The organism is Streptomyces sp. NRRL S-646 (assembly GCF_000720765.1).
Lineage (GTDB): Bacteria > Actinomycetota > Actinomycetes > Streptomycetales > Streptomycetaceae > Streptomyces.
On the sequence record NZ_JODC01000036.1, the window covers coordinates 1 to 12,536 of the forward strand.

General features: G+C 67.6%; 10 protein-coding genes. 4 read left to right on the top strand and 6 right to left on the bottom strand.

Going from position 1 to position 12,536, the window contains the following annotated elements; all coding sequences use genetic code 11:
* Nucleotides 1-204: 204 nt before the first annotated feature.
* Nucleotides 205-456 (bottom strand): hypothetical protein, encoded by a 252-nt coding sequence (locus IH68_RS56845; RefSeq protein ID WP_159403858.1) that lies wholly within the window; start codon nt 454-456, stop codon nt 205-207.
* Between the two features lie 248 nt (nt 457-704).
* On the opposite strand from IH68_RS56845, the gene IH68_RS0146505 reads away from it, so the two are divergent.
* Nucleotides 705-1,133 (top strand): hypothetical protein, encoded by a 429-nt coding sequence (locus tag IH68_RS0146505; RefSeq protein WP_030949258.1) that lies wholly within the window; start codon nt 705-707, stop codon nt 1,131-1,133.
* A gap of 112 nt (nt 1,134-1,245) precedes the next feature.
* Here the strand turns inward: IH68_RS0146505 and IH68_RS54600 are convergent, their stop codons facing one another.
* Together IH68_RS54600 and IH68_RS0146515 are read right to left on the bottom strand one after the other, a co-directional pair.
* Complete coding sequence (locus IH68_RS54600; RefSeq protein ID WP_107057661.1) at nt 1,246-1,428, bottom strand: recombinase family protein; 183 nt, start codon at nt 1,426-1,428, stop codon at nt 1,246-1,248.
* 217 nt (nt 1,429-1,645) lie between these two features.
* Nucleotides 1,646-2,581, bottom strand: coding sequence for a hypothetical protein (locus tag IH68_RS0146515; protein ID WP_051834089.1), 936 nt, complete (start codon nt 2,579-2,581; stop codon nt 1,646-1,648).
* A 558-nt stretch (nt 2,582-3,139) separates the two neighbouring features.
* Here IH68_RS0146515 and IH68_RS0146520 point away from each other — a divergent pair.
* Nucleotides 3,140-4,027 carry an IS5 family transposase gene (locus IH68_RS0146520; protein WP_051834090.1) on the top strand — a complete coding sequence of 296 codons (888 nt, stop codon included), beginning with the start codon at nt 3,140-3,142 and terminating at the stop codon, nt 4,025-4,027.
* Nucleotides 4,024-4,443 (top strand): hypothetical protein, encoded by a 420-nt coding sequence (locus IH68_RS0146525; protein ID WP_030949261.1) that lies wholly within the window; start codon nt 4,024-4,026, stop codon nt 4,441-4,443. The genes IH68_RS0146520 and IH68_RS0146525 overlap by 4 nt, the downstream gene beginning before the upstream one ends.
* Nucleotides 4,444-6,172: 1,729 nt before the next feature.
* Here IH68_RS0146525 and IH68_RS54610 read toward each other — a convergent pair.
* The 3 genes from IH68_RS54610 to IH68_RS0146540 form a co-directional block, all read right to left on the bottom strand.
* Nucleotides 6,173-6,712 carry a lactococcin 972 family bacteriocin gene (locus tag IH68_RS54610; protein ID WP_078912926.1) on the bottom strand — a complete coding sequence of 180 codons (540 nt, stop codon included), beginning with the start codon at nt 6,710-6,712 and terminating at the stop codon, nt 6,173-6,175.
* 228 nt (nt 6,713-6,940) lie between these two features.
* Nucleotides 6,941-7,900, bottom strand: coding sequence for a helix-turn-helix domain-containing protein (locus IH68_RS0146535; protein WP_234341825.1), 960 nt, complete (start codon nt 7,898-7,900; stop codon nt 6,941-6,943).
* 797 nt (nt 7,901-8,697) lie between these two features.
* Nucleotides 8,698-10,038 (bottom strand): tetratricopeptide repeat protein, encoded by a 1,341-nt coding sequence (locus tag IH68_RS0146540; protein ID WP_030949268.1) that lies wholly within the window; start codon nt 10,036-10,038, stop codon nt 8,698-8,700.
* A 1,155-nt stretch (nt 10,039-11,193) separates the two neighbouring features.
* On the opposite strand from IH68_RS0146540, the gene IH68_RS52215 reads away from it, so the two are divergent.
* Complete coding sequence (locus tag IH68_RS52215) at nt 11,194-12,525, top strand: acyltransferase domain-containing protein (protein WP_159403859.1); 1,332 nt, start codon at nt 11,194-11,196, stop codon at nt 12,523-12,525.
* Nucleotides 12,526-12,536 lie beyond the last annotated feature (11 nt).

The window sequence follows — 12,536 nt, forward strand, 5'->3', positions numbered from 1 at the left end:
GTGCAGCAGACTCATCGCTACGGCCTTCGTGCTGGTCAAGTGCCTCTGTGACGGAGCACAGAATCAGACGAAGGCCGCTCTCATGTCAGGCGCTCAGGCGAAAGCGTCAGCAAGTTCGAGGCCATGTTCGACCACAGACGATAAACGCCAAGCTTAGTCACCAGGGCTGAACACGGCGGTAGTGACGGTTTGATTCCGCCTGCCCTACACATCGCCCAAACCCTCTGCCAGCTTTGCCGTCTTGTCGGCTAGAGACTTGAGTTGGAAAGTCGTCGCGGGCGCGTTAAACGCCAGTTGGCCAATGAGAGCATTGTTCGACGTGTTAAGCACCCAATTGAGCGAGTCACCGACGGCGTTACTTTCGCCGGGTGCATCTGTGCTTTGGGCCTGGGACGGAACCGTCAGGACCCCGAGGGAGACAACGGTTCCGAGGGCGACGGCAGCGATGCGGCGCATAGTGACTTCCTTTGCGAATAGGTCAGTTGGGGCAGGCTCGGCGGCTGATTGGAGTCGCCCCAGTGATGCCCAACTCCCCATACGAGCATGCGCTGATCACTCGAACGAGGGTCGGCGAAAGATCCCCCACCGCTCGGGAGGTGATCCCCCATGCCTCGCAAGCCCCGCCCCTTGCAGTGTCCCTGGGCGCCCCGAGCTGACCCCGGGGGGCGTTAAGTTCCTGGATTCGCCCGGTTGGAGGTGACACCATGCCGGGCCCCGTCCCGAAGCGCAGTGACCAGCGCCGACGGCGCAACAAGAACGACGGCCCCCAGCTGGTGAAGGCGCCGGGCGGTGCTGCTCCGGAGATTCCTCCGGGTGACGAGGGTTGGCACCCGATCGCCGCGCGCTGGTACGCGTCGCTGGCGGAGTCCGGGCAGTCCCAGTTCTACGAGGCGTCCGACTGGGCCATGGCGGTCTATCTCGCTGAGGCGATGAGCCGGAATCTGAACTCTGGCAAGTTCTCAGCTCAGTTGCTCCAGACCGTCCCGTCGGGGATGACCGATCTTCCGACTTCGGAGGGTGCCCGACGCCGGGCCCGTGTGGAGCTGGAGCGCCACGACGTCGGTGAGGACCCGCGGGAGGTCGCCCGGGTGACGTTGATGGAGACCTACCGCAAGGCCGCCTCGGGCGGGTGACGCGGGTCGCTTCCCTGCGAGCGGTGAGTCCCGTCTTGTCCTGTAGGTTCTCAAAAATGGCGCCATATTCTCAGAGGGTGTTCCGTGATGGTTCGTCGGGTTTTAGGTTGATTTAGGGTCCTGCGCGGGTGGTGTGGGTCGGGGGCGAGTCTGAGCGCCTTTCCAGTTTCGGCCGCGTCTTGACCCGGGTGGAGATCTTCTCGGAGCACATCCGCCTGCAGACTGGTTCGAGCGCGTCGAGTTGGGACTGGAGTTCCTGCTGCGCGGTCGAGCAGCGCGCGTAACCGATCCGGATGGGGGTCGCCGCCGCGACGTCGACCGACTGTCGGCGTGATGGCCGCTCTTCCCACGATCCTAGTGGAGTCCAGGCGTCAGGCTGGGGTGATGGAAGGTCCGCGGGGTGTGCTTACGCCAGGTCCTGTCCGGACACAAGGGAGCCGGGTCGGCCTCAGGGTGTTGCGGGCGGCCCGGCCGGCTCTCTTACCTGTTGGTGAGGGCTGGTGGGTGTGTGGTCAGCCGGTGCAACTGGGGACTGCGGGGGAACTGCCGGTGCAGTTGTTGGGGGTGTTGCCGGAGATCGGGGACGTGGTGATCGTCATCGTGCCGTTTTCGCGGTAGACGCCGCCGGCATTGAGGGTGGCGTGGTTGGTGCTGACCGGGGTGCTGGTCAAGGTGGTTGCGGTGGAGTTGATGGCGGCGATGCCACCGCCCTGCGACCCGGTGTTCGTCCCGTTGACGAAGCTGCTGGTGGTCGTCAGCGTGCTTCGGAGGCCGTTGTAGATGCCGCCGCCCCTGCCAACGGCGGTGTTGTTGGACACGGTACTGCCGGTGAACGTCGCCGTTGCCCCGGTGGCGGGGGCGCTGATGTCGGCGTTGGACAGGCCGCCGCCCTTGCCCAGGGCGGTGTTGCCGGTGAGGGCGCTGGCGGTGAGGGTCACCGTGCCGTCGTTGAGGATGCCACCGCCGTCAGTTCCGGCGAGGCCGTTGCTGAGGGTGATGTTCCCCTTGAGGGTGAAGTTGCCGGTGGGGGCGACCTTGGCGATACGGAAGGGGAGGGTACCCACGGCCGTTGAGCGGGTGATGATGTTGTTGTTGCCGGACAGGGTGATGGCGGTGGTGATGATCGGCAGTCCGTCCGGCCCGTCTGTGTCGCTGCCGTGGGACGTGGTGAGGGTGTACGTGCAGTCCTTCGTCAGGACCACGGTGCCCCCGCCGGCGGAGTTGGCGGTGTTGATGGCGTTGATCAGCGCCGTCTCGGTGCACGCCACGGCCGCCTGTGCGGTGGTCGGGGCGAAGACGGCCATTCCCGCGGCCAGGGCGAAGGCTCCGGCAAGGACCGGTGCGGTGTGGATGCGCCGGATGGCGCCACCGCCGGGGGTACGGCGGGCTGTCCTGATCCACCGCCTCTGTGCGACCCTGCTGTGCCGGGTCGTGTGCAGAACTCTCATGCACGTACCTCCAGTTGCTGAATGCCCATCAGTCCGGGCGGCATGAGTATGCGTCGGGAGGCACGTCAAGTGCGCCTCCCGCGCAGGGGCGCACAGACGGATCCGTGAGCGCATTGCCGCGAGCGACGGCGGTCTCTCCTTGGAATGTGGGGCGGTAGAGCCCTGTGGGGCGTGACGTCCGAACCGCTTTCTGAATCGACCAGCCAGCGCTGCGATCGCAGTTTGGGTATGCCGGTGAGGCAGGCGGAGAGGCGGGTGAGGCTGATGGCGGCGCCCATGGAATGGTTCCTGATCGCGACGATGGTCTGTACAACCCCAACGGGCTCGCGCAGACCGACGTCACGAAGACCCTCGCGGTTTTACCAACAGGGTCACCACTTCGTCGCATGGGCCCCACCGCCGTCCACGATCCTTCTCACCGACATCACCGTGCCGATGTCCCAAGGCCGACTGGCCGGGCCCTGACTGGATGCTCTGCGAGGTTCATCCGTCCTCATAGTGCTTGGGCTGATTGTTCGGTTCGACGGTTTCACCCTTGGCCGGGTACGCGGTGCACTGATGGGTGTGGACGGACGTGAGCCTTACCCGAGTGACCTGTCGGATGAAGCCTGGGAGCTGATCCGGCCGGTGATCACCGCGTGGAAGGCAAAGCATCCCTCGGTCAGCGGCCACGAAGGGCATTACGCGATGCGGGAGATCGTGAACTCGCTGCTGTATCAGGCCCGGACCGGCTGCCAGTGGCGCTACCTGCCCCACGACCTGCCGCCCACGAGCGCGGTGTACTACTACTTCGGCCTGTGGCGCGACGACGGCACCGCCGAGACCATCCACGAGCTGCTGCGCTGGCAGGCCCGGGAGATGCGTCGGCGGCGCGAGGCCCCCACCGCCGTCGTGCTGGACTCGCAGACCGTGCGGGCCTCTGTCAACGCGCCCCAGGAGACCACCGGGCTGGATCCGGGCAAGAGGAGCCCGGGCCGGAAAAGAGGCATCGCCACCGACGTGATCGGCCTGGTCATCGCCGTACTTGTGGTCGCGGCGAGCGTGCACGACAACGCCATCGGAACCGCCTTGCTCGACAAGGTCACCGCGACCGCGCCGACAGTGACGAAGGCGTGGGTGGACGCCGGGTTCAAGGAGGCCGTCGTGGAGCACGGTGCCCGCCTCGGCATCGACGTCGAGATCGTCCAACGCGAGCCCGGAACACGCGGGTTCACTCCGCAGTCCAAGCGGTGGGTGGACGAGCAGACGCTTGGCACCCTCATGCTGCACAGACGTCTCGTGCGTGACTACGAGACCAGGACGGCCAGTTCGGTGGCCTGGATCCACTGGTCCATGACCGACGTCATGCTCCACCGTCTCACCCGCACCACCACCGCGACCTGGCGCGACCCGGCGCGACCCGGCCGCCCGGCGGCCGGTACCCCCACAGAGCGGGAGCATCGATGAAGCACCTCCTGGACAAGATCGAAACCCGGCAGCAGCTGATACGCGAGACCGCCGGGCAACTGCGTGAACTGATCGCACTCCTCACCGAACAGCTCACAGCCGCCGAACGCACCCTGGAACGCCTGGACATCACCCGCGCAACCATGCTGGAATTGGCCGCCGAGGACGGCATCGAACCGCCCGAACCACTGCCGCCCGGCTACCGCGAGGTCCTCGCCACCTGCGAACAGGCCGGACACGGACTCCGCGCCAGGGAGATCTGCGAAATCCTGGGCATCGGCACCGAACCACGGCACACCGAGAGCGTCCGCCCCAAGCTCAAACGCCTGGTCGACCGCGACATCCTCACCGAGCCCGAACCCGGCCTGTTCACCCTGTCCCGGCCGACGCCGTCCTCGCCAGCCGAGTCGGGCTGAGCACCGACACAGCCCAATGTCTGCTCAGCACGAACCGTCGCAGAACACCCACTCAGGACTAGCTCGTCCAAGCCCTGCGTCTCGATCTGCTCCACACCGAGGCCAAGAGCCCTGAGTTGTGGATCGAACATAGCCTCAGCGACCTTCGCCAGTCGGACCGTCACACTTGACGCCCGTCCCATTGCTCCCTCTGCCACTGTCCCCTTCTCGACGGGGCACTCTGCCACCAGTGCGTCCCTTGCGGCAGCGCTTTCACCAACCCCACGTGGCATCCATCGAAGGAGTAGCCTGACCAGCGCAGACACGACCGGACGACACACGAACCGTTGATAACGCCCGGGCCAAGGAAGACGACGTTCTCGTTGCCCGCGATCAAGTCCAACGTGCCCAGATGCACGCAGTTCCAGGGCGGACATGCTGCCGACGGCTCTGTGGCCCGCGTGGGCCCTGCGCTTGTCTCCCCGGCACGCCGACGGCCGCCCCACAGCCCAACGCGCGGACGAACTCCTCACCGTCACCTGCATGCTGGCCGGCAAAACCACCTCGATCCAGGACACGGCTCGCCTGACCGGCACCACCTTCAGCCGGCACACCGTGTCCACGTTCCCCGCCGAACTCACCTGCCGCAGCGACTGCGCCGGTGGGCTGCACGTACTGCTCCTACTGGCCGACCACCTCGATGCGCACGGCTCCCCCATCGACTACGCCCGCCGCCGCGCCCTGTTCACCACCCGGCCCCGCTTCATCGACCCGCAGACGTGGCTGGACCTGCACATGCGACTGCGCGCGGCCCCGGCCCTCGACTGCCCGGCACGCCCAGCGCTGGATCTTCCAGACCCTGACCGGGTCACCCCCGCGCCTCGCGCACCCGGACATCGCGCCCGCCAGCCGCTCACAAGACGGGCAGTACCTGCGTTTTCGCGGGCGGATCCTGCCTGCCGAGCACGAACTGCTCCATCACACCGCACGCACCCTGCTGGACGAACACGGCATCGACGAACCCATCCAGTGGACTCCCCGATTGCCCTCCCGCACGCTCCGTCGCCTCGCACTCCCCGGACCCGACCCGGACAGCATCGCCGCCGCCCGGCTCCACCAGGCCGTGCCCGGCGGTGACTACTCCATCACCCGGCTCGCTCACACCCTGCAAACGACCCCCGCCCACGTCGTCTACCTGCTGTCCCAGCACCCCGCCGACTGGAGCGGTCCACGCTTCCGGCGCACCCAGACCACCGCCACCCGCGTAGCGCAATGGCGCACCTGGTACGAACAACGCGACGTCTCCCTGCAGACATCGCCGACCGCGAAGGAACCAGCCTCGCCACCGTCCACCTCGCCCTGCTCAAGAACGGCGTTGCCATACGCTTCTCAAGAGCCCGCACGACTCACCGGTGAACCGCTCCGGGGTCGGTCGGAGCCTCCATCAGCCCCGGAGCGGCTCATCCGCCACGGCTTCGGGGCCGTCGAGGGCCAGAAAGATCAAAATGCTGAAGCGGCAGATGTTCGGCCGCGCCGACTTCGACCTCCTATCCGCAAGCGGATCCTTCTCGACCGCGCGAGGCCGTTCATGATCGCGCTTGCGGTGCCCCTCCGTGACCCCGGCACTGAAAGTGATCCAAAACCCACTTTCAAAGACCGCCGACCGCGCGGGTGACAATGCAGCCCCTGAGCGGCACACCGATCTACCCAACTTACCGGGGCGCTACCCCCTTGGTGCAGGCATCAGGACCTAATCGACGCTGTAGTAGGTAGAGCAGGTGTAAGCGGCCCCCGCAGTGATGTTGGCGTGAGATGCGTCGCCGGGTGCGGCGACACCCTTTGCCGTCTTGCCGGCGATCTTCACCGTGGAATGATGCCACTCCGTCTGGTGCAAGTAATTCGAGTAGCAGTACTTACTGGCGACTCCTGTTATGTACCAGCCGTAACACCACTTGCCGCCGCTGGCGTTGACGCATGCCTCCGACAGCGGGCTAACAGACTCCGCCGAAGCGTCCATCTTGAACGTCACCACACCCCATTCAGAGGGGTTGCCCAGCTCTGCGGGCGGCTGGGCACCGTCCCCGCGATAGTGGACGGTGACGGTTGCTCCGGAGGCGGCGGCGCTGGCGGTTGCAGGCGCGTCCGCCAGCGAGGGCGCCACGGGCATGGCTTCGTCCTGTGGTGCGACGGCAGGGGCGTGGCCCTCTGCTGCTGCAGGAGTTGTGACTGCGCCACCTGCGAAGGCGATGGTGATGCCGATGGTGCACAGGAGCTTCTTTGCGCGTGTCATGGTCACCTTTCTTTGATGGTGCGGCCCGACCTGGCGCCGTGGTTCCGCGACGACGGTGCATAGCAAGGTCAGCAACGGGCTGACGGGTGACCGGCGAGGGGCGTTGGCGCTGAGGCTTCGGTTGGGACGTCAGTTCCGCCCGGTGTCAGGCGGCTGATGTCAGTTTCTGGGCAGCCCGCGCGGACATGTTGACGCCGAGTCCACGGTTGTTTGACGATCCGTCCGCGCTCAGTCGGCTGCGGGTCCGTCTCCGGTTTGAAGCAGGGCCCGGCGTCGGTAGTCGCGGGGCGACATGCCGTAGGCCGAGCGGAACGCGCGTGTGAAGACCGGATGGTGCTCGAAGCCCGCGCGCACGGCGACAAGATGCACCGGCGCGTCACGCCGGGCTGGATCGGCGAGCATCTCGCGGGCACGTTCCAGACGCAGGTGGCGGATCCAGCCAGACACCGTGGTCTCGCGGTCCTGGAACAGCCGGTGGAGATGGCTGGTCGAGATGTGGTGCGCGGCGGCGATGGTGGCCGGTGTCAGGTCGGGGTCGTGCAGGTGGTCGCGGATGAACGCCTGGATGCGCAGGGTCAGGGTCCGTCTCCGGGATTCGGCGGGCAGGCGCTCCATGGCGTCGAGCGCGTTCGCGAACACGGCCGCGAGCAGGTCGAGCAGGACCGTCTCCAGCCGGGGCGCGTCGGCGGCGGTGTACGAACGGGGGTTGTCCCTCAGGGTGGTGAGGAAGGCCGTCAGCAGGGCCCCTACGCCCTCCTGTCCCGTCATCCGGTGACCGATTACCCGGTCGAGATCATCCGCGGGCAGGGGTAGGCGTGCTCGGGGCAGGTCGACGCTCACGGCGGCCACGCCTTCACCCTGAGGGCCCAGGAGAATGTCGAAGGGACGGGAGGAGTCGTTGGTACGGAGCTCGTACGGGCCGTACAGGGCGTCCGGGCCGCCCATGCGGAAACCCACGGTGCCCTTGGTGATCAGCGAGAAGTGGATCATCTCCGGGTCGGAGCCGCGGATGAGCCGCGGAGTCCGCCTGATGGTCTGGGGCGACCAGACCGAGGACCACACGAGCGCGCCCCCCAGTCGGACGACGCACTGCTGCGCGCGGAAGTCGGAGTCGGGACGGCAGACCAGGTCCACGGGCGCGTGTGTCTGGGACAACTTCTCCCGCCACGCGTCGACGCGGTCGGCCACCGGTAAGTCCTCGCTCCTGAACACTGTTTCGATCATCGCTTCTACCCCCGTAGCCGCGTGGATGAACACCGGGCCCTGGTGACCCGGGCACACCACCAGCATGCCGAGGAGCAAAGAAGCAGCAAAGAGTTTCGCTCCGTTCGGCGTGAATCGGTCCCTCGGCTGCGCACCCTCACGATGGTGTGTTCGTTCCACCCGCCCAGTAGGGTTTTGCGGCCTGGGCCGATACGTGAAACACGCGGTTTCCTGTGCTCCTTGAGGTGCCTAGGCTCAAGTTTGATCAAGCAGAGAAACGGCATGTCAGTCGTCAGCAAGTGAGTCCTCTGTCACCGATCGCTGAGTCGATAGCAGGGATCACGGTGCGCCAAGCGGCTCAACAGCAACGATTCTGCGGTTACCCGGCCGGCGCCCATGGGCGGGGCGCCGCCGGATCAAGGGCTGGGCCGATTCATTCTGGCGCCATGCAAGATCCTTTCGACGCTGCCCTGGTTCTTCCGTCCCCGGCCCCCCACTCGGCGACGAAGGGCTCGGATGCGCTATCGGTGCATCCGCTGCCTGGAATTCAGCCAGCCACGGTGGTCTGCGGCATCACGGCGGCGCCCTCACAGGAGGGCGGCGGCGCGGGCGAGGAGGTCGGCGGCTGCCTGGTCGTGCAAGATCCGATCGATGCGGCCATTGCTCTGTCGCCCCGGCTCTCCGGCAGGGCTGCGCAGGCCCCAGATCCGTCGGTACTTCCTCCGCGCGAAATTGGTCGGGGGCGCAGGCGCGGCAGTTCGCTCGATGAAGCGGGCGGTCCGTCACGGAGCGGGGCGGGTGAGCTCGGTGACGCGGCCAAGGAAGTCGGCTGCGTCGGCATGGCGTTGGTGGGGCCGCAGGTGCTGGAGGGCTGCAGTCAGGCGCTCGTCGGCACGAGCGGATTTGAGGCTGGGGTAGGTGTCGAGGAAGGCGTGCCAGTGGGTGAGGGCGGCATCGAGGTGGCCGAGTCGTAGGTGGGTTTCGGCGAGGCGGGCGCGCGTGAGTGCGGCGGGCAGTTGTTCGGTGGGGGTGCGCAGGCGCAGGGAGGTGGTCAGCGCGGTGAGGGCGGCCGTGTGGTCGCCGAGGGTGGTGAGGGTCTGGGCGCGCTGGTAGTGCAGCGCGCCGGCCGGATAGCTGGTGAAGGGGCCGGGGGCGGTGTCGGTCTGGGTGTGGAGGCATTCGGCGCGGGCGAGGGCGGCCTGGGAGGCCTGGCGGTCGTGGTGGGCGTGGAGGACGGCGAGGTGGACGTGGGTGTAGGCGCGGACCGCGGGCGGGGCGTGGCGGGCGTGCCGGTCGGCTTGTTCGGCGAGGTTCAGGATGGCGGGGGTGTGGTGGCCGAGGTCGTGGGCGTGGGTGGCCATGGTGCGCAAGGTGATGGCGAGGGTGGTGTGGTCGTCGGCGTCGGTGGCGAGGCGGGCGGCGATCTGGTGGTAGTGCTCGGCCACGGCGTGGTGGCCGCTGTCGGCGCACATCGAGCCAAGCAGTAAGGCGAGTTGGGCGGTGGCAGCCAGCAGGCCGTCGTGCACTGGAGCGCGGGCTGGGCGGTGCAGGAGGGGTATGACCTCGTGGGCGAGGTAGGCGGCCAGGGCGGCGCGCATGCGCTGTCCGCCGTGCTGGTCGGCCGAGGTGGCGAACACCGGTGCCATGGCCCGTAGTTGTTCCACGTCGCTCTGTGTGGCGCGGCGGCCGGAGCGTTCCGGGCCCTGGGACATGGCCGGGATCCGGGTCTGGGCGGGCAGGGCGAGTGCGGTGGCCGTGAAGACGCCCGCGCCGAGCAGGGCGCGACGGTGGGGGTCGAGTTCGGCGTGGGTGAGGTGGATGAGTTTGCGCATGGGGTCGGCCTCCCAGGCGGGATCCACGAGTTGGGCTGGGGCTCGGGTGAGGCCAGCTTCGTGGGCCGTGATGCGCCTGTCCAGGCGGCGGGAGAGGCATTCCAGGATCAGAGCGGGAAGCGGGGGCCGGGGCTGGGAGCCTTCCAGCCAGCGCCGCACGGTGGTGGGATGGACGATCAATGTCAGGCCCTGCTCGGCAGCGACGCCCCGGAGTGCGGCGGCGAACTGGGCAGGTCCCCAGTCGGCCGCCTCCAGTAAGAGCGTGAGCCGGGTGTTGGGGGTGCGTGGCATGCCTGCCTCCCGGGCGGGCGAGCGCGTGGCGCTCTTGCCGGTATCTGAAGCCGAGGCGGGTTCTGCAGCCGTGCGCCATCGCAGCGGTCGCCGGTGCGCTTTGCACACGTCCGGGGACAACCCACGTATTGGTCATATGCCCCGGGACGCGTGGGGCGATCGCACTAACGCACCTTCACCAAGTCGTAAGCGGTGCGCGATCTCTACCCGCTCCGGTCGCGGGCCGGGTCGGTCGAAACGGCGCCGGCTCGCTTCGCGTCGGTGTGCGCCGATGCGCACCGTCCTGACACCGGCCTTCGCTCCGTGCCCGAAGGAGAGGACGGCGTTGAGCTTCGCACGGCAGGGCAAAGGCTACCGAAAGCCCTCCCGACAGTGACGGCTTCGGCACTTAAGAAAGGATCTTGCACGGCGGGTTTCCCTTCCGCTCGCACGCCTCGTTCGCGGATGCGTTCGCTGGGCGCGCTACGGCAGTGAAGCGAAGCGATCCGGGGGGAAGCAAGCGTGTGCGACGGGCATATGCGAGACGTCGGTTCCCACCCCCCGTGTCCCGCGCACACCCCCGGTGAAGCCACGCACACGGGCCGACGAACGACCCCTGTTGGAGGAATTCCAGGGCACCAGCAGTGCCCGCTGCTGCGGTCCGGGCATGCGCCGGCCCTGCGATCACCCCACCGGCACCGGGAGCAACGCGGCATGCGGCTCGCCGGACGCACCGTGCGGGTGTGAGGTTCCGTGTCCGCGTTTCACAAATTCACCAGGTTGCGAGTTGTGCGACTCGTCTACGGCTTTCATGCCTGGCTCGGCAATACGGGACCGTGCTGAACTGGCATGGCTGCGGCGTGTTGGCGTGAGTTCAGCCCAACAGCGGCTTGTTTCGCTGTGCCCGTGACATAACACTCCCCCGCTCCATCAGGCGGAAGGACCAGCCGAATGGCGGACTTGTCGGCCGCACCGGTTCAGGAAGACGTCACGACCGGCTCCCGGATCCAGCACGGCTCCAAGATCTGTGGCGCCGGAGCAGTCGACTCGCGGCCGGGCTGCGGTCGTGAGGAGGTCGAGGCCATCGGGGTAGCTCCTCACGGGATGGTCGCTTCCCCGGCTGCGCGTCGCACGAACCTGAACCGCACAGTTGTCCCGTGACAAGGAGTAAGTAGCGTGCCTCGTCGTACCGCTTTCCTTTTCCCCGGTCTCGGAGCGTACTCGCCCGGAATGCTCGCCCAGGCGCGGCAGGACCACACCCAGGTGACCGAGACTCTTGACGCGATCGACCGCCTCTCCGCCGAGCACGGGGTGCCGCCGGTCTCCGACGTGCTGTTCGGCGCGGTGCCGCCGGCCATCGACGAGATGATGGACCGCCCCGCAGAACTGCTCCAGATGGCCATATTCGGCGCCTCGGTGGCCACGCACCGGCTTCTCGTGGACGCAGGAGTCCGGCCCTACGCTCTCGTGGGTCACAGTTTCGGAGAGATCGCAGCGCTCGTCTGTTCTGGCGCTTTCACACTTGAGGACGGTGTGCGCCTGGTCTGTGCCCGTGCCGAGGCTCTCCAGGAGTGGGAAGGCCGGGGAGCGATGGCCGCTGTCGGGGCCGATGAGGAGCTCGTAGGGCATCTCATCGGTGCCCTCGACGAGCCGGATCTGGTCATCGGATGCGTCAACGGCCCGCGCCAGACGGTCATCAGCGGACCGGTCGACGCGATCGAGCGGGCGGGGAAGGCAGCGGCAGCACTCGATCTGTTCTTCACCCGGCTGTATCTTCCCTATGCCTCGCACCATCCTTCGATGCGGGGTGCCGTGACCCGGTTCATCATGCTGACCGAGGGCATCGGACAGCGACCGATGGACCACCCGGTGATCTCCCCGATCCACGGCCGGCGTTACGCCGACGGCGACGATCTCCTGCGGTTGCTCGGCGAGTGCCTGGTATTGCCGGTGCGCTTCACCGACACGGTGCGTCAGTTACACGCGCGCGGTGTCACAGGGTACGTCGAGACCGGTGCGCTCAAGGCACTGACCCGGTGCGCGGAACTGACGGTGCCCGGCATCACCACGTATGCGCCGCTGCTCGATCCGGAACGGGAGAGCGAGGCGCTGCGGTCAGTCATCACGGACTGCGGAGACTCCGCTTGGGCGCCCCCGCCTCCCAGCACGCCGGAGGCTGCGCCGGCGCCGACCGACGAGGGCGACGAACACGAGCCTGCCCCGGGCATCCCGGAGCCGGCGTCAGCGGACCGTGAGGCCGTACTCGGCCGACTGCGCGATCTGTACGGGCAGGCTCTGGAGTACCCGCCGGAGATTCTGACCGCGGACGCGCGCCTGGAAGCTGAGCTCGGTGTGGACTCGCTCAAGCAGACCGCGCTGCTTGTCCGGGTCGCCGAGGAGTTCAAGCTGGCGGAGGGTTCTCGCGGACTGCGCATTCTCGAGCTGAACTCGCTCGGCGCCATAGCGGACCATGTGATCGCCCACGCAGACGGGCAGGCGGTTCGGTGAAGACCGGCCAC